General features: G+C 66.8%; 17 protein-coding genes. 6 read left to right on the forward strand and 11 right to left on the reverse strand.

The window, feature by feature from the left end; translation table 11 throughout:
• Window positions 1-94: 94 nt before the first annotated feature.
• From mdcH to ABQJ48_RS19145, 8 genes are all read right to left on the reverse strand, one after another.
• Window positions 95-1,027, reverse strand: a complete 933-nt coding sequence (mdcH, locus tag ABQJ48_RS19110) for a malonate decarboxylase subunit epsilon (protein WP_367839568.1) — start codon at window positions 1,025-1,027, stop codon at window positions 95-97.
• On the reverse strand, window positions 1,027-1,731 hold the full coding sequence (locus ABQJ48_RS19115; protein ID WP_367839569.1) for a malonate decarboxylase holo-ACP synthase: 705 nt from the start codon (window positions 1,729-1,731) through the stop codon (window positions 1,027-1,029). The genes mdcH and ABQJ48_RS19115 overlap by 1 nt, the downstream gene beginning before the upstream one ends.
• Window positions 1,731-2,546, reverse strand: a complete 816-nt coding sequence (gene mdcE / locus ABQJ48_RS19120; RefSeq protein ID WP_367839570.1) for a biotin-independent malonate decarboxylase subunit gamma — start codon at window positions 2,544-2,546, stop codon at window positions 1,731-1,733. The genes ABQJ48_RS19115 and mdcE overlap by 1 nt, the downstream gene beginning before the upstream one ends.
• The gene (locus ABQJ48_RS19125; protein WP_367839571.1) at window positions 2,543-3,439 is read right to left on the reverse strand and encodes a biotin-independent malonate decarboxylase subunit beta; all 897 of its coding nucleotides are present in this window, start codon (window positions 3,437-3,439) and stop codon (window positions 2,543-2,545) included. The genes mdcE and ABQJ48_RS19125 overlap by 4 nt, the downstream gene beginning before the upstream one ends.
• The gene (locus tag ABQJ48_RS19130) at window positions 3,436-3,759 is read right to left on the reverse strand and encodes a malonate decarboxylase subunit delta (protein WP_367839572.1); all 324 of its coding nucleotides are present in this window, start codon (window positions 3,757-3,759) and stop codon (window positions 3,436-3,438) included. The genes ABQJ48_RS19125 and ABQJ48_RS19130 overlap by 4 nt, the downstream gene beginning before the upstream one ends.
• The gene (locus ABQJ48_RS19135; RefSeq protein WP_473094157.1) at window positions 3,747-4,634 is read right to left on the reverse strand and encodes a triphosphoribosyl-dephospho-CoA synthase; all 888 of its coding nucleotides are present in this window, start codon (window positions 4,632-4,634) and stop codon (window positions 3,747-3,749) included. The genes ABQJ48_RS19130 and ABQJ48_RS19135 overlap by 13 nt, the downstream gene beginning before the upstream one ends.
• A 440-nt stretch (window positions 4,635-5,074) precedes the next feature.
• Window positions 5,075-6,745, reverse strand: a complete 1,671-nt coding sequence (gene mdcA, locus ABQJ48_RS19140) for a malonate decarboxylase subunit alpha (RefSeq protein WP_367839573.1) — start codon at window positions 6,743-6,745, stop codon at window positions 5,075-5,077.
• A 4-nt stretch (window positions 6,746-6,749) separates the two neighbouring features.
• On the reverse strand, window positions 6,750-7,523 hold the full coding sequence (locus ABQJ48_RS19145; RefSeq protein ID WP_367839574.1) for a GntR family transcriptional regulator: 774 nt from the start codon (window positions 7,521-7,523) through the stop codon (window positions 6,750-6,752).
• Between the two features lie 185 nt (window positions 7,524-7,708).
• On the opposite strand from ABQJ48_RS19145, the gene ABQJ48_RS19150 reads away from it, so the two are divergent.
• Complete coding sequence (locus ABQJ48_RS19150; protein WP_367839575.1) at window positions 7,709-9,007, forward strand: MFS transporter; 1,299 nt, start codon at window positions 7,709-7,711, stop codon at window positions 9,005-9,007.
• Window positions 9,008-9,098: 91 nt separating this feature from the next.
• Here ABQJ48_RS19150 and ABQJ48_RS19155 read toward each other — a convergent pair whose 3' ends face one another.
• Window positions 9,099-10,028, reverse strand: a complete 930-nt coding sequence (locus tag ABQJ48_RS19155; RefSeq protein ID WP_367839576.1) for a DMT family transporter — start codon at window positions 10,026-10,028, stop codon at window positions 9,099-9,101.
• Between the two features lie 112 nt (window positions 10,029-10,140).
• Here ABQJ48_RS19155 and ABQJ48_RS19160 point away from each other — a divergent pair, with 112 nt between their 5' ends.
• Window positions 10,141-11,040 carry a LysR family transcriptional regulator gene (locus ABQJ48_RS19160; RefSeq protein ID WP_367839578.1) on the forward strand — a complete coding sequence of 300 codons (900 nt, stop codon included), beginning with the start codon at window positions 10,141-10,143 and terminating at the stop codon, window positions 11,038-11,040.
• A 38-nt stretch (window positions 11,041-11,078) separates the two neighbouring features.
• On the opposite strand, the gene ABQJ48_RS19165 is transcribed toward ABQJ48_RS19160, so the two are convergent.
• On the reverse strand, window positions 11,079-12,602 hold the full coding sequence (locus ABQJ48_RS19165) for a carbohydrate porin (RefSeq protein ID WP_367839579.1): 1,524 nt from the start codon (window positions 12,600-12,602) through the stop codon (window positions 11,079-11,081).
• 298 nt (window positions 12,603-12,900) lie between these two features.
• On the opposite strand from ABQJ48_RS19165, the gene ABQJ48_RS19170 reads away from it, so the two are divergent.
• The 4 genes from ABQJ48_RS19170 to hutC (ABQJ48_RS19185) all read left to right on the forward strand — a co-directional run bounded on the left by ABQJ48_RS19170 (window position 12,901) and on the right by hutC (ABQJ48_RS19185) (window position 16,368).
• Complete coding sequence (locus ABQJ48_RS19170; protein WP_367839580.1) at window positions 12,901-13,578, forward strand: hypothetical protein; 678 nt, start codon at window positions 12,901-12,903, stop codon at window positions 13,576-13,578.
• Between the two features lie 203 nt (window positions 13,579-13,781).
• A complete protein-coding gene (locus ABQJ48_RS19175) occupies window positions 13,782-14,624 on the forward strand; it encodes an arylamine N-acetyltransferase family protein (protein ID WP_367839581.1) in 843 nt (280 codons plus the stop codon).
• A 24-nt stretch (window positions 14,625-14,648) separates the two neighbouring features.
• On the forward strand, window positions 14,649-15,329 hold the full coding sequence (locus ABQJ48_RS19180) for a methyltransferase family protein (protein WP_367839582.1): 681 nt from the start codon (window positions 14,649-14,651) through the stop codon (window positions 15,327-15,329).
• 262 nt (window positions 15,330-15,591) lie between these two features.
• Window positions 15,592-16,368 carry a histidine utilization repressor gene (hutC, locus tag ABQJ48_RS19185; RefSeq protein ID WP_473094156.1) on the forward strand — a complete coding sequence of 259 codons (777 nt, stop codon included), beginning with the start codon at window positions 15,592-15,594 and terminating at the stop codon, window positions 16,366-16,368.
• A 26-nt stretch (window positions 16,369-16,394) separates the two neighbouring features.
• On the opposite strand, the gene hutC (ABQJ48_RS19190) is transcribed toward hutC (ABQJ48_RS19185), so the two are convergent.
• Window positions 16,395-17,174 carry a histidine utilization repressor gene (hutC, locus tag ABQJ48_RS19190; protein ID WP_367839583.1) on the reverse strand — a complete coding sequence of 260 codons (780 nt, stop codon included), beginning with the start codon at window positions 17,172-17,174 and terminating at the stop codon, window positions 16,395-16,397.
• Between the last annotated feature and the right edge of the window lie 49 nt (window positions 17,175-17,223).

Consider the following 17,223-nt stretch of genomic DNA (forward strand, 5'->3'; position numbering starts at 1 on the left):
CGCGATCGGCATGCGAAGCCGTTGAAACGCGCGTCGGTCTGCCTGCGGTGTGCCGGCGCTGCGGATGCCGACAGCCCGCACGCGTGTCACCCGATTACGCCATCGTGAGCCGCCGGCGAGCCGTCGCCACGAGCCGGTCAAACGAAAAACTGCTGGCCGCGAGCGCCGTGACATCCGCAAAGTTTTCCCGTGCGATGTCGGTCAGCACTTGTCCGGGCGGCGCTTCGATCAACACGCGCGCGCCCATTTCCTGCATCGCTGTTAGCCCGTCGAACCAGCGCACCGTGTAGCGCATGTTGGTCACGAGATCTTCGCGGATCGCATCGGCCGTGTACAACGGCCGGCCGCCGCGATTGCCGATATAGATGCCCCGCGGCGCGTGAAAAGGCACTGCGCTCGCATAGGCGACGAGCGTATCGGTGGCATGCGCGAGCAGTTCGCAATGCGAGGGCACACTCACCGCGAGCCGGGTCGCCTGGCGCGCGCCCGCCGCGAGCGCGCGAGCGATGAACGTGTCGAGCGCATCGTTGGCACCCGCGATCACGATCTGGCGCGGCGCATTCACATTGCCGATATAGACGCGCTGCTGCTGCTCATCCGCATGCCGCGCGGCGAGTTGTTCCAGTTGGTGCTCGGTCAACCCCGAAATCGCCGCGAGGCCGTAACCGCAAGGGTAGGCCGCTTCCATCAGCTGCGCGCGCTGCCGCACGATCTTCAATGCATCGGCCAGGCGCAGCGCGCCGCAACTGACGGCCGCCGCAAACGCGCCGACCGACAGTCCCGCGCTGATCTCCGGCACGAGCCGTTCACTCTCGAGCGCACGCGCGATGGCCACGCCCGCTATCGTCAAGCCGACCTGCACGGCGACCGTCGAACGCAGTGCGTCTTGCGTGTCCAATCCCAGCACGTCGACGCCGAGCACCTGCGAGGCTTCTTCGAGCGTGTCGCGCACCGCGCGATGCGGCGGCAGATCGTGCAGGAACCCAGCGGTCTGCGCGCCCTGGCCGGGAAAAAGCAGCGCGAGCATCACTCGGCACCGTTTGGCGTTCCATGAGCGGCGCCCCACGGGTTGGCAATCAATCGTGGACCGCTCGCGTCGCGTGCCAGCACGCGCGCTTTGCCTGCTGCCCACTCGGCCAACGCGACGCCGCCTGCGGGCGTTTCGAGTTGCGCGTCGACGCGAATACCGGCGCGCGCCGCAAGCGTGTGCATTTGGTCGAGCCACGCGCGGGCGATGTCTTGCGTGAGCGGTTCGGGCGCGCGGATCAGCAGATCGAGATCGCTCGACTCGGTCACTGCCGGCACGCGGGTAGCGAGTTCAAAGCCCGCGCTCCCCGTCGGTCCCCAAGCACAAACTGCGAGTGCGCCCGCCGCGTCGCTGCGCAAATCGGCGAGGGCGGCGAAGGGCCGCAGCGCCTCGCGCCCGGCTAACGGCTCGGCTTGCAGCAACGCTTCGGGCGGCACGACACTTTCGATATCGCCAGCCTCTGCCCATGTGCCGTACCGCTGAGCGCGCCCCGCGCCGCGCAGGCCAACCGCGACGACGCCCTCGGCGGTCAGTGCGCGTCTGACGACCGCATAGGGCGCGCGCTCGAAAGCCGCTCGGACCCACGCCGGTTCGTCGTCGCATGCAGGCAGGCGCCGCAAGCGCAGCAAGTCGTGCGGCCGCCATCGCACGTCGCGTGACGACGTATGTCCGCCGACGAACGCTGCTGCAGCACGGGCCCGCATTACACGTCGTCCCATTGTTCGGCGAGACGGCGGCGCACTTCGATCGACGCCGCGCGATGGGTGCGCGCCGCCGCCGATTGCAGCCGGTGCGCAAGCGTGCGCCCACCTTCGCGTGCGCTTCGAATCTGCTCGCACAGCACCTGTCGCACATGCTCGATCTGCGCCGCGTCCGGCGCATCCGCATCGACGCCTTCGATCAACTGGTCGAGCAGCCCCAGCTTCGCGAACGACGCCATCGAATACGACATCGGCACAATGGTTTCGCCGAGCGCGTCGAGCGCCTCGACCGTGCGGCGCGTGACGCGCGCGGCGGCTTCCTTGCCCATTGCGTGGACCATGGTGCCGGGTGCGTCGAGCGCGACGATGCGGTTGGCCTGATAGCCGTGCGCGAGAAAAGCGCCCGACATCGCCGGTCCGACGATCAGCGCGACCACCGGATGGCCGGCCTCGCGCGCGCTCGCATACGCGTCGACGGCGGCCGCGCACGCGAGGTGAATGCCGAGCATTTCCTCGCGATAGCCGTACGCCTGGCTCTGCACGTCGACGATCGCGACGATCGGCCGGCGCGTGCCGCCCGCCGCATCCTGGTCGATTGCCTCGCGCACGGCGCGCGCGAGCTGCCAGCCTTGGTCGAGGCCGACCACGTTGTCGCGCGCGCGCGGGAAGCGGTTGGCGGGATCGGGAACGACCGCGATAAAACGCGCGCGCTCGCCGAGAAGCGCCGCATCGCCGCTCCATACAGGCGCCTTGCCCGACGGTTCACCGGCCAGCGCGTGAAACCAGCGCGCGCCGCGGCTCGCAACGGTGTCGCTCATGACTGCTCCGTGCCGGCGGCGTCGTGAAGTGGGGGGTTGTACACGTCGCGCATGCTTTCCGGCGTGACGCTCGCGGGATCGATTCGCGCGAGCCGGTCCAGAAACACGTCGACCTGTTCACTGCGATGCGCGGCCGGCATGCCTTGCGCGAACGCGTCGTGCACGGCGGCGCGCACCGCGTGTAGATCGTCGTCGACCAGCCGATCGGCGAGCGCGGTCGCCGTGCGCTGCTCACCGCCGATCAGTTGCCACACGCGACGGCGGTCGCTCGCATCCAGTTCCTCGATGCCGGCTTCCTGCTCGATCACCTCGGGGCCGTTCATGCCGAGCCGGCCCTGCTTCGTCATGATCAGATACGAGCACAGCGCGGCCGCGAGCGACATGCCGCCGAAGCAGCCGACCATGCCCGCGAGCACGCCGACCACCGGCACGTGCCGACGCAGCGCGACGATCGCCGCCTGAATCTCCGCGATCACCGCGAGGCCCAGGTTGGCTTCCTGCAGCCGCACGCCGCCGGTTTCGAACAGCACGACCGGGCGCACGAGCTTGCCGCGCTCGCAGTCGCGCAACGCCATCTCGAGCGCCGCGGCGATCTTGCTGCCCGACACTTCGCCGATGCTGCCGCCCTGGAACGCGGACTCGATCGCGGCGATCACCGCGGGCTCGCCGTCGATGCTGCCGCGCGCGATCACGCAGCCGTCGTCCGCCTGGCAGACGACGCCTTGCAGCGCAAGCCACGGAGACTCGATCTTGTCGAACGGGCCGAGCAGTTCGCGGAAGCTGCCTGGGTCGAGCAGCGAGCGGGCGCGTTCGCGCGCCGGCAGTTCGATGAAACTATCGTGCAGGAGCGGCGCGCAATCCGCGCTTGCTGGCGGGTTCAAAGGCCGGTTCATGCGTCGTCTCCTGCTTCGGCGGCTTCCACTGCTTCCGCGAGCCGCAGCGCGACCACGCCGGGGGTCGCGCCGAAGTCGTTGATTTCGATGTGTGCGGCGCCGTCGTAGCGGGTGAAGAAACGGTCGAGCACGCTCTTCCAGATGTGGCTGTAGCCGTCGACGCTGGTTCGCACGACCACGTGCGCGCTCAGCGAAGCCCCGGCATTCGCGGCAGTCGCGGGCGACAGCAGCACTTCCAGATCGCCCGAGCCGACCACGCCGACATGCGCGCGGGCCGTGACGGCGCGTTGCGCCGGGTAGTCGAAGGTCAGATGTTCCATGAGTCGGGGCTCCGGCCGGCGTCGTGCGGCGCCAGCATGTCGAGAAAGAGGGTGGCCGCGAGCAGGTCGGCCGCGCCGCCAGGCGAAGCGTTGAGCGACAGCAGTTCCCGTTCGAGCGCGGCCAGCGCGGTGCGGCCCGCCGGCGTCGAACTGCCGCCCGCGTCCAGCACGCGTCGCGCGCCGTTTTGCCCGGCGTGCAAGCCGGGCAGGCCCGCGCGATGTAGCAGGCAGGTGTCGTCGAGCGACGCCATGATGGCCAGCAATGTGTCGACGCGCGCGGCGTTTTCGCCGATTTCCCGGGCGCGCGCCCTGTGCAGCGCGGGCAGGCCCACGTCGATGACATGCGGGAAGCCATCCTGTGCTTCGCGGCGCGCGCCGCCGACCTGATAGCGGTGGCGGGCGCGTTCGCCGTGGCTGTCCGAGGGCGCGGCGAAACGGTCCGGAAAGCACGCGATTTGCGCGGCGTGGGTACAGATTCGCCGGGCGCTCGGGCGTTTGGCACTGCCGGCGGCAGGCGAAAGCGCAGGTATCACCGCGCAGCCAACCATAGTGACAGCGGCGCACGCATCCACGGCCGCCCCCGCCACCAGCAGGCCCACGATCCAGATCGCGCCGCGATGCGCGTTGCTGCCGCCGGTGGCGCGTAGCATCTGCTCCTCGCCGGCCCGGCCGATCTGCGCGAGTTCGGTGCGCAGCAGCGCGGACGGTTCGCCATGGCGGCGCGCCGCGCGCGCGAGCGCCGCGAAGGTCGGCTCGAGCGCGTGCGCCGAGCGCAGCATCGTCGCGAGATCGAGGTCGCGGTGCGCGCCGCTGCCACGCCGGTCGACCAGCGCAGGCTTGGGCGTGAGCTGCGCTTCCTCGATCAGCGCGGTCACGGCGTAGCGAGCGAGTTGTGCGTCGGCGGCTGAGGCGCGCGCGGCGGTGCCCGGCGAATTGACGCACGTGGCGGTGCCGGGCGAGGTGGCGCGCGTGCCGGTCCCGAGCGAATTGACGCGCGTGGCGGTGCCCGGCGAAGTGGCGCGCGTGCCGGTGCCGGGCGAATCGACGCGCGTGACGGTGCCCGCCGAATCGACGCGCGTGACGGTGCCCGCCGAACCGGCGCATGTGACCGGCGCAACCGATGGCCCGCCACGCTCGACCGACGCGGCGTTTGCCTCCACACCGCGCGAACCGGCGCGCGCGGCCAGTGCGGACAATCGTTCGGCGTGCTGTTGCAAACCGGGGTGCGCAAGCCCGCCGTGCGAGTCACCATGCGCGGCGGGCAGCGCACACGCGGGTCCTTCGACGAGCTTCGATACAGCAGCGGGCGCCATCGCTACCAGCTCCTGAAGCGCGCCGGCGGCGCATACAAGCCGCCCGACCACGTCACCAGATCGTCGATACTGCGCGCGGCCAGCAGCGATCGCTTGGCCTCGCCGCGGCGTATGCCCAGGTCCTCCGGATACGCGACGATGCCGCGCCGGCGCAATTCGGCGGTCTTCTCCGGCTTCGCATGCAAGCCGATCGGCGTCACGCCGGCCACGGCGGCCACCGCCGCGCGGCGCTCATCGATCCCTTCGGCCTTGTGCAGATGCGCGATGCCTTCTTCGGTGACCACGTGGCTGACGTCGTCGCCATAGATCATCACGGGCGCGATCGGCATGCCGTTTTTCGCGCCGACCGCGACGGCGTCGAGCTCGTCGACGAAGGTCGGTTCGCCGCCTTTCTTGTACGTCTCGGCCAGCTGCACGACCAGCTTCTGGCCGCGCGACACCGGCCCCTCGTCCTTGAGCAGCTTGAGCCACGCCTCGCTCGAATGACGCCGACCGCGCGGATCGTGGCCCATGTTCGGCGCGCCGCCAAAGCCGGCGAGACGCCCGCGCGTGACGGTCGACGAATTGGCGTCGGCGTCCATCTGCAAGGTCGAGCCGATGAACAGATCGACGCCGTATTGCCCGGCCAGTTGGCACAGCACGCGGTTCGAGCGCAGGCTGCCGTCGCTGCCGGTGAAGAACACGTCGGGGCGCGCCTCGATGTACGCGTCCATACCCACTTCGCTGCCGAAGCAATGAATGCTGTCGACCCAGCCCGATTCGATCGCCGGAATCATGGTGGGATGCGGATTGAGCGTCCAGTTGCGGCAAATCTTGCCCTTCAGGCCGAGCGACTCGCCATAGGTGGGCAGCAGCAACTCGATGGCCGCCGTGTCGAAGCCGATCCCGTGATTGAGCGAGGTGACGCCATACGGTTCGTAGATGCCGCGAATCACCATCATCGCGGTGAGCACCTGCAGGTCGCCGATGTGGCGCGGATCGCGCGTGAAAAGCGGCTCGACGGCGAACGGCCGGTCCGCCTGCACGATCACGTCCACCCACGAGCCGGGAATGTCGACACGCGGCAGTTCGTCGACGATTTCGTTGACCTGCACGATCACGATGCCATGCCGGAACGCGGCGGCTTCGGCGATGGTCGGCGTGTCTTCGGTATTCGGGCCGGTGTACAGATTGCCGTGCCGGTCGGCCTTGTCCGCGCACAGCAGCGCGACCTGCGGCGTCAGGTCCACGAACATGCGCGCGTACAGTTCGACGTACGTATAGATCGCGCCGATTTCGAGCTGGCCGTCTTCCAGCAGTTGCGCGACCCGCAAGCTCTGTGGCCCGGCAAACGAAAAATCGACCTTGTGCGCGATACCGCGCTCGAACAGCGTCAAATGTTCAGGACGACTAATGCTCGATATCAGCAGATGCAGGTCGTGGATCTTCCGTGGATCGACCTTGGCGAGCGAGCGGGACAGAAAGTCGGCCTGCTTCTGGTTGTCGCCTTCGAGCGCGACGCGCTCGCCAGGCTGGATCAGCGTTTCGAGGGCATCGACGATGCGGTGGGTCGGCAGCACGCCATCTTCGAACCAGGGCGCAATGACGGCGAGGCGGCGGTTCTTCTCGTCGCGGCGCGTGGTCCATGAACCCGCGGCGGGTAAGGTCGCAGCGGCTTGGGCGGGGCGGTTCATCGGCTCAATCGGCTCCGGTGGTGGCGCGCGCGCGTTTGCCGCGCGGCTTCGGTTGATCCACGAGCGCGGCTTGCGCCTGCGCGCGTTCGGTCAGAAAACGATGCAGCAGTTCGCCGGTGCCAAGAAGATGCGCGACTACCCGCGATTGCGCCGCCGCGATATCGCGCCGTTGCACGGCCTCCAGCAGCGCGGCATGTTCATTGTCGGACTCGTCCTTGTGCACGGGCAAGCCGAACTTGAGGCGCAGATATCTTTCGCCCCGCCGATGCAGCAAGCCGATCATGTCCACCAGCTGAGGCCGGCCGGCGGGCGCATACAGGCTCAGGTGAAACGCGGCATTGCGCTCGACATACAGCGACGGGTCCGACTCGCGCGCGGCAGCGCGGCACAGGCTCGCCGCTTCGCGCAGCGTCGCGGCAGTGTGCCTGGGAATGGCGAGGCCGATGGCGAGGCTCTCCAGCGCGGAGCGAATCTCGTAGATCTCGCGCGCTTCGTCCGCCGACAACGGCGCGACCGTCACGCCCTTGTGCACCGTGGCGCGCACCCAGCCTTCGCTTTCGAGTTGGCGCAGCGCCTCGCGCACGGGAATCGCGCTGACGGAAAAGTGCCGGGCAAGCGCGTCCTGCCGCAGCGGCGCGCCAGGCGCCAGCGTGCCGTCGACGATCGCCGTGCGCAGCGCCTGGGCAATGACGCGCGAGGTGCTTTCACGCGGGGCGGCAGCAGGCAGCGGGCGGCGGGCGGGGGTGTCCAGGGGAAAACCATCGGTTGCGTCGGTCATGGTATCAAATATTATATATAAAAATTCCCGCTTTACACGGGGACAAACCCGGAAGCTTGTGCCTTGAACTTCCCGCACGGGCTGCTTTCGTCCCACGTCAAGCAGCCTCGCATCATCTGGCATCAATCAGCGCGCCACTTCGTCGTTCCGTTTACGTACGTCAACCGTAGGTCCGAAGGAGCATGATGAATACACTGACCGACCGCACGCCGGTCACGCGGCGCCGCACGCCGCTTAACCGTTCGCAGATCGTAGGATTCTGGGGAGCATGGGCCGGCTGGACGCTCGACGGCATGGACTCGTTCATCTACGCGCTGGTGCTGACGCCGGCCCTGACCGAATTGCTGCCGCGCTCCGGTTTTGCGGCCACGCCGGCGAACGTCGGGCTGGCCGGGTCGATTCTGTTCGCGTTGTTCCTGGTCGGCTGGGGACTGTCGTTCATCTGGGGGCCGCTCGCCGACCGCTTCGGCAGAACGAAGGTGCTGGCCGGCACCATCTTCACGTTCGCCATTTTCACGGGGCTCGCCGCGACCTCGACGAACGTGTGGGAACTCGGCATTTATCGCTTCATCGCCGGCGTCGGCATCGGCGGCGAGTGGGCGCTGGCCGGCACTTACGTGGCCGAAGCGTGGCCGGAGGATCGCCGCAAGATGGGCGCCGGCTATCTGCAAACCGGCTACTACGCCGGCTTCTTTCTGGCCGCGGCGCTGAACTACACGATCGGCGTGCACTATGGCTGGCGCGCGATGTTCCTCACCGGCGCCGTGCCGGTGGTGGTCGCGATTCTGATCCTGCTGCGCGTGAAGGAGCCCGAGAAGTGGCAAAAGGCTGAAGCGAACGCGGTGCGCGCGAGGCCGCTGCGCGACATCCTTGGGCCGGCCTATCGGCGCCGGACCTGGGTGGCGTGCATCCTGTTGACGATTGCGATCATCGGCTTGTGGGCCGGCGCGGTGTACGAGCCGTCGGCGGTGATTCAACTGGCGACCCGTGCCGGCCTCGGCAAAGGCGATTCGATCAGGATGGCGTCGCTCGCTACGGGGCTGCTGTCCATCGGGACGATCCTCGGCTGCCTCGCGCTGCCGCCGATCGCCGAGCGCATCGGCCGCAAGAAGACCCTGGCGATTTATTTCGCCGGCATGGCGGTGGCGATCCTCGGCAGTTTCGGCTGGGCCTTCTATCTGCCGAACGGGCTCGCGCCGTTCATCGCGTGGCTGTTCGTGCTGGGCTTCTTCGGCGGCAATTTCGCGCTGTTCAGCCTGTGGCTGCCGGAGCAATTCGAGACGCGCGTGCGGGCTACGGCGTTTGCATTCTGCACGTCATTCGGGCGGTTCGTCGGCGCCGGCGTCAACTTTCTGCTGGGCGCGGCGGTGCTGCATATGCATACGCTGGGTGTGCCGGTCGCCTTGACGGCACTCGCGTTTGTGGTCGGTCTGTTCGTGATTCCGTTCGCTCCGGAGACGAAGGGCGAAGTGTTGCCGCAGTGACATTGGCCATTTGGTCGTGTGGCGCGCGGCTGTGAGCGGCGGGAGCGGACAGTGTCGGCACCGTCGCACGATACGGCGGTGCGCCCGTGTGTCAATCGGCGTGCCACCGCGCTCGCTGGCCGCCAGGCACGCCGCGCAACCAGGACAGCAGCGGCCAGCCGAGATTGACGCCAAGGCTTGCCACCACGATCAGCGCCATCCCGCCAAGCTGCGGCAGCGACAGCGCACGCCCATACACGAGGGCATCCACCGCGATCGCCGTGAGCGGATAGACGAACAGCAGTACGGCGATTACCGGTGTGCTCAGTTTGGGCAGCGCGCCATAGATCAACACATACGAAAGCCCCGTATGCAGCACGCCCATGCCCACCAGCCAGAACCACTGCATCGGGCCGATATGCGTGGCGCCAAGCGGCGCGATGAACGGCAGGCACACCACCCCGACCGCGCATTGCACCAGCGTCAGCAGATGCGGCCGCAAATTGCCGAGCCCTTTGGCGATCAGCGTCACGCTCGCATAGAGCAGCGATCCCACCAGCGCTTCGCCGACGCCGATCAGGTAGCTCGTATGGCCGTGCAGATTCTCCGTCGCGGCGACGCCCGAGGCCAGCACGAGACCGGCGAAGGCGGTCGCGATCCAGCCGAGGCGATCCGCGCCGAGGCGCTCATTGAACAACGCCGCGCCCATCAGCACGACCCAGAACGGCTGCACGTGGAACACCACCGTCGCCACCGCAATGCTGGTGCGATGGATCGCGTCGAAGAAGCCGACCCACTGCGTGACCATCAGCACACCTGAGACGAGTGCGAGTACGACGGTGCGGCGCGTGAAATGCGCGCGCGTGAAGAAGCCCTTCCAGGCGCAATACGCGGCGAGCGACATGAAGCCGAACAGGCAGCGAAAGAACACGAGCGTCAGCGCGTCAAGCCGCGCCTCTACGACGAAGACGCCCATCGTGCCCATCAGAAGCCCGCCGCTGGCGAGCGTGATCGCGCCTTGTCGACGTTGGGTGAGGGACATGCGAAGTGCCTCCGTGGCAGGCAATGACGTGATGCCCCTGAGTATTGCGTGGCTTGCGCCCCTCGCACAAACGAATTAAATTGAGCAATACCATCAGCTGGATTGATAAATCATGCACCCGGAATTCGACGTCGATCTGTTGCGCAGCTTCGTCGCAGTGGTGGAAACGGGCAGCTTCACGAAGGCGGCGAGCACCGTGCATCGCTCGCAGGCGGCTGTCAGCATGCAGATCAAGCGACTCGAAACGATGCTCGGCACCACGCTGTTCGCGCGCAACACGCGCAATCTGTCGCTCACGCGGCCCGGCAATACGCTGCTCGAATACGCGCGGCGCGTGCTCGCGCTGCATGAGGAGGCGTGGTCGGCAATCGTTCGGCCGGAGGTGACGGGGCGCGTCGTGCTCGGCGCGCCGGACGACTATGTGTCGTCGCTGCTCTCGCCGGTGCTGCGGCGGTTTTCGAATCTGTATCCGCACGTGGAGATCGAGATTGTCTGCGCGCAAAGCACGTCGCTCGCGCCGATGCTTGCCGATAACAAGATCGATCTCGCATTCGTCACGCGCGATCGCAAGCTGCGCGGCGAGTTCGTGCGCAGTGAGCCGATGGTGTGGGTGGGGGCATCGGTGGACACGCCGGTGCTGGCGGCGTCGCCGTTGCCCGTGGGGCTCTACGAGCCCGGCTGCGTGGCGCGACAGCACACGCTGGCCGCATTGGATGGCGCGCGCATCCGCTATCGGGCGGCGTTCAGCAGCGCGAGCCTGATGGGTCTGGTGGCAACGGTCGATGCCGCGCTTTCGGTGATTGCGCTCACGCGTTGCAGCGTACCGGCGCGGCTGGCCATTCTCGGCGAAGCGCAGGGCTTGCCGAAGATCGCGCCGCTCGAAATCGTGGTGGCGCGCAGCGCCAAATCGGATCGGCCGACCTGCGATTATCTCGCCGCGCAGATGTTGCAGGACCTGTCATTGCGCACGGCGGCGCGGGGCTCCGGCGCTTCAGGCGGCGAGGGTGGTTGAGCTGCGCTTCGTGGGCCGCGCGAGAGTCACATCGCACATCAGAACGCGACATTGGTCCGTACGCCGACGACGAAAGTGTTGCGCAGCGGCTGCGTCGGATCGTTCGGATTCTGGCCGGCACCGGCGTTGAACGTGTATTGCGCGTCGGCTTGCAGTTGCCACCACGGACTGACCTGATACTGATAGGTCGCCTCGAGCGTGGTTTCGCTGGTGCGCACGCCGTAAGGGCCACCCGTGAAAGAACGGAAATCCTGATCGAGCCCGTTCACGTGGTGGCCGACCTTGATGTAGGTGAGCGCGAGGCCCGCGCTGTCGTCGTCGCGGCCGGCGAACGGCGCTTTCAGCACGACCCCGAGATTGGCGGCGATGCTCACGAGGTTGCGGTCCCCGGGGCCGCCCATCACGCGCGCGAACACGCCCAGGCTGCGCGGCTCGTCCGGCTTCGGGCGCCAGACCGTCTGGTCGGCTACCGCGTAGATGCTGTAGTTGCCGCGATGATTCGCGGCGATGCCCGTCGAGGCCGGATTCGCGAGCGACAAGCCCTGGTCGTCGTAGCGCTTGTCCGCGAAGCTGTTGGTGTTGTACCAGACGCCGATCTTGTAGGTGCCCGGCAAACCGTTGCCGCCGGTGTGGGCCGTGTCGCCGTCGGCCGGCTGGTTGATCGCGTACTGCAGCTCCCCGATCCACAACGCGCCGTTGTGCACATTGAAGTTGGTGCCGCTCATGTTGGTCGGGTCATTGCCGAGCGGGTCGCCGGAAAATACGCCCGCCAGCGCCGTTAACGAAGGCGTGATCTGGCCGCGCACGCGCACGCCGAGCGCTGCCAGCGGATAAGCCGGACCGCCGGACGGCAGGTTGTACGAGGGCAGCGCGGGCCAGCCGAACATCGTGTTCAAAAACAGCGCCGAGTAAGTGCTAGTGATGAATTCCTGGTCGATACTTTGCTGACCTATCTTCACGTCGAGGCGCTTGTCGAGCAACGACTGCTGATACCACAACTCCCACAGGCGGGTGGCGTCGTCGGCTTCGATGCCGCTTGCGGTGTTCAGCGTGCCGAGCTTGCTTGCGCTCAAGCCGGTGCCGTGAATCTGCAATGCGCTGACGTTGAACAGTCCGCCTGGCAAGCCGAACGCTTTCTGCGTGTCCATCTGCACGATGGCGGTCGTCAGGCCGTCGTAGTCCGCACCGCGCGCAAGGCCACCGCGCAGATTCGCGAGCACTTCGCTGGTCTCGGTCAGCGCGAAGGTCACGCCGTACTTGCCAAGCCATGGGCGCAGGCCGCCCATGTCGCCGAGCATCTGCGGGCGATTCCAGAAACCCGTCTCCTGACCGGTGCCGGCCGCCTCAACGCTCGTGTCGGCGCGAGGCGCTTGAGCGGTGGCATCGGGATTGGCTTCGGCCATCGCGGCGCCCGCTGTCAACGATGCCCAGGCAAACGCGGTGCAGAGGGCAGCGCGCCGCATGGAAGGCAAGCGTGTGCGGCAGGTTGCGCCGCAGCGCGCCGCAGCGTGGCGAAGGGAATGGGCCTGAGCGGCGGGTCCGTTGATTTTGGCGTACTGCATCGACATCCCTGTTCATTGTTGTTTCGACTGCGCTATTCATCGCGGGCCACGGTGGCCACCGTGGCCGCAATTTTGCCTCAAGAGTGCGCGATGGTGTGCATGGGTAACGAAAGTCGTACTCCTGTGCATTGCTGGCGTCAACCCAACGCGACGATTGTATTCAAGGTTCAGGCAGGTAATTTTGAACATTGTGAACGACGGTTGTATGTAATAAAAAATCGAATAGGATCGAACGCGAACGGCAGCGCAGTGTCGAAGCGCACGATCAACCCAAAGGCCAACGTAAGGAGAGATGGACATGAAACCCCGCATTCTTTTGATTTCGATGCTCGCGAGCGGCGGCTTGCTGTTGTGCGGTGGTGCAAATGCGCAACTGAATCTGAAGCAGTTCGGGCTGGGCGGCGGCGATAGCTCGGCGGGCGCCGCGCCGGCGTCAGGAGGGATGTCGCAATTGCTGCAGACGTATGTAGGCGCGAACCAGCAGGTACTCAGCGGGCAGTCGAGCCTTGCGTCAGCGATGGGCATGACGAGTGCCGCCGGACAGGCGCAACAGGCAGCGGGCCTGCTGAGCGGCGGGACACCGTCGGTGAGTCAGTTGACTCAGGTGGGCAATACGCAGCAGTCGCTCTCCGAGAAACTCACGCAGGCGTTCGCGAGCCACGCGGGCGGCAGTGCGTCGGCGGCGCCGGTGAACAAGCAGGCGTTCACGGACGGTCTGTCGTCGCTAGGCAAGGGGGTTGGCCAGTATGCGAGCCTGCAGTCGGGGCTGGGCAGCATCGGTCAGATGAGCCCGTCGTCGCTGTTGCAGTCCGGGTTGAATCCGCAGACGGCGCAAAGCGCGTCGTATATCGCGCAATCGGCGCCGGGGCAGTTGCAATCGCTGATGTCGACGCTCAGTTCGGCCGTGCAGTTCGCGTCGAGCCACGGCATCACCGTGCCGTCGATCGCGACTTCTGCATTGAAAGGCGTCCAGTAGCGCACAGCCGATATCCGCGGCGCGCCCTCGGCCGCGGCAGCGCGCCGGCAGCTGCGGCGAAACAAAGACCGGCGCGTGATTGCGGCCACTGCGCCGGACCTGCGTTAACCGGCTATGATCGTTTGCCGAAAACCGCCTGCCGCGCGCAGCATGCACATGCACACGCCACAGGCGGCCAGCTCAACCCTGCCGGAACTACGCCGATGTCACACACCGTCAATCTGGATCACTACTTCGCGCGGATAGGCTACCAAGGCTCGCGCGCCGCGACGCTCGAAGTGCTTCAGGAAATCCACCGGCTGCACCCCGCGGCCATACCGTTCGAAAACCTGGCTCCGCTGACGCGCCGTGCGGTCAAGCTGGATCTCGAATCGGTGGAAAGAAAGCTCGTCACCGAACGGCGCGGCGGTTACTGCTTCGAGCAGAACACGTTGCTTGCGAACGTGCTGATGCAATTGGGCTTCAGCATCGCGCCGCTGCTCGGGCGCGTGCTATGGGGCCGCGAGTCCGGCGTGGTGACGCCGCGCACGCACATGGTGTTGCGCGTCGACATCGGCGCCGATGCATGGATCGCCGACGTCGGCTTCGGCAGCGTGACACTGAGCGCGCCGCTGCGTTTGATCAGCGGGCTCGCGCAGCAGACCCCGCACGGCACGTTTCGTCTGGCCGACGCGCCGCGTGACGCGCGCTATCTCGAAGTGCAGGCGCACGATGAAAGCTGGGCGCGGGTCTATCGCTTCGACTTGCAGCCGGTCGAATGGATCGACTATGAAACGTCGAACTGGTACACGTCGACCTCGCCCGATGCGATTTTCGCGAGCAACCTGATCGTATGCCGTGTGTTGCCCACGACGCGTCTCATACTGTTCAACGACCAACTGCACGAGCGCGCGGCCAATGGCGAGATCGTCGACGTACGACAACTCGCTAGCGCCGACGAACTCGCCGCCTGTCTGCGCGAGCGCTTCGGTCTGGATGCCGGCGAGATCGGCATCGACATCGGGGCGGTGTTCGAGCGCGTGCGGACCCCGGCGCAGAGTGCCTAGCGCATTGCCTCGCCGACCACGCACATGATCGCGCGCCTATTCCTGCAGACCTTGGTCTGGATGGCCGTTATGGGCGTGCTGCTGTTCGGCGCGGCGGGCACGCTGGCGTGGCCCGCGGCATGGTGGTACCTGACGGAGCTGGGCGTGTTGAGCTTATGGATCGGCGTCTGGCTCGCGCGCCATGATCCCGGCTTGCTCGCCGAACGTCTCGCGCCGCTCGTGCAGGCGGAGCAAAGCCGCTGGGACCGTCTGTTCATGATCGGCGTCGCGCTGGTATGGACGGCCTGGCTGGTCGTGATGGGACTCGACGCCATGCGCTTTCGGTGGTCGGCGCCGATGCCCATCGCGCTGGTCAGCCTCGGTTCGCTGTGCGTATTCCTGTGCATCGTCATGTGCCGCTCCGTGTTCAAGGCCAATAGCTATGCTGCGCCGGTCGTGAAGATCCAGGCGAGCCGTGGGCATAAGGTGATCGACAGCGGCCCGTATGCGCATGTTCGCCATCCGATGTATTGCGCCGCGTTGCTATTGTTCGTCGGTACACCGCTGCTGCTCGGTTCGTGGTGGGGGCTAGCGGTCGTGCCCGTGATGGTATTCGGCATGGGCTGGCGCGCGGTGCGCGAAGAGCGCCTACTGGCCGCGCAACTCGACGGTTACGCCGAATATATGGCGCGTGTGCGCTATCGGTTCGTGCCGTTCATCTGGTAGACGGCATTCGCCTTTGCGTGCTGTTCCGTTCTGCATCAGCGCAATCGGGACGGCAACCTCCATTGATCAGTATTGCCAGGTAGTCAGACGAATAGATGCTCCGACGGGCGTGGCGCGCCGTGCAGAGCTACCGCCACGAGCGGCCGCGAGAGCCCCGTCACCGCCGGTTCCGGACGAGCGCCGCCGCTTTTGCCGAACCCTGGTAACATCACGCCCGCGGCGCACACCTTGCGCCAGCGGCCCTACCACCCACGAGGTCGGAGTGAATACAACTACAAACACAAACGCGCAAACAGCGCAACCCACGCAACCGCATGGCCAACTCGACCGCAATCGCGAGATTGCGCCCAAGGCGTTGCCGGCGTATGAGCAGATCAAGCGCTACGTGATCGGCCGCATCACCGGCGGCGACTGGAAACCCGGCGAACTGATCCCATCCGAAATGGAACTGGTCAAACGGTTCGGCGTCGCGCGTATGACGGTTTCGCGCGCGCTGCGGGAACTCACGGCCGAGCGCGTGCTGACCCGCGTGCAAGGCTCGGGCACGTTCGTCGCACCGCAGCGTTATGAATCGACGGTGCTGGAAATCCGCAATATCGCCGACGAAATCGCCGACCGCGGGCATCGCCATTGGGCGAGCGTATTGACGCTGGAACCGAGCGACGACCCGTTCGCGCTCGAAGCGCTCGGCCTCCCGAGCGGCCCGGCGTTCCACTCGTGCATCGTGCACAGCGAAGAAGGCGAGCCGATCCAGTACGAGGACCGCTACGTCAATCCGAAGGTGTTTCCCGACTATCTCGCACAGGACTTCACAGCCGAGACACCGAACCGCTACATGGTGCGGCTCGCGCCCATTCAGCGCGCGGAGTTTCGCATCTACGCGCAAAAGCCGGACGCCCACGTGCGCCGGCATCTGCTGATGGATATCGGCGAGCCGTGCCTGCAGCTCTGGCGTCGTACGTGGGTTGGCGACGATGTGGCGACGTCGGTGCGCTTATGGCATCCGGCATCGCGCTTTCATCTGGCGGGCAACGTTTGAGGTTTGACGCGCACCGTGGGCCTGCATCACCCTTGGCGCTGCCACATATCCGGCGAAAAACGGCAGCCCAGCCGATAGCGCGAGCCCGGATGCACGAAGCGCGCGAACGTCACCGCCGCGCCGTTCGTCCACGTGCGGCGCATCAGCGTGAGGCAAGGCTCTTCCGCGCGAATTTGCAGGAGCTCGGCTTCGGCGCGCGTGGGCAGCGCCGCGTCGACCACATGCTCGACATCGTGCGCGGGCACGATCTCGAGCAGATACTCGGACGGCCTGACCGTGGAAAAGTCCTGTGACAGGAACTCCGGCGCGACCGCCGGATTCACGTAGCGGTCCTCCAGTTGCACCGGCAGGCCGTTTTCCCGGTGCACGCAGATCACATGAAACACCGACGCGCCAGGCGCGAGCCCCAGCGCGTTCGACACCATCACCGACGCCGTCTCGCGTTGCGACAGCACCGTATCGCAGCGATATTCGTGGCCGCGCGAGCGAATCTCGTCGCCGATATGCGCGATCATCAGCAGCGTCGATTGCGGCTTGCTTCGCGCGACGAACGTACCGACGCCGGACACGCGCGTGACGAGCCCCGCGTCCGCGAGTTCGCGCAGTGCGCGGTTGGCGGTCATGCGCGACACGCCGAGCGTCGCGACGAGATCGAGTTCGGACGGCAGGCGTTCGCCCGCCTGGCGCGCGCCCGATTCGATGATCTGACGGATGTGCTGCTTGACCTGTTCATAGCGTGCGGCGGGCACGTCGTCGGCGGCGCGCGAGCGCTTGTCGTGGGCCTTGCTATGAACCGGGGAGGTCATGGGGCGGCGCTCGCTAGCGTTCTTGCGGGGAGGGCATGCACGGCGCGAA

The organism is Paraburkholderia suaedae (assembly GCF_040812055.1).
In the GTDB taxonomy this organism is placed as follows: Bacteria; Pseudomonadota; Gammaproteobacteria; order Burkholderiales; family Burkholderiaceae; genus Paraburkholderia.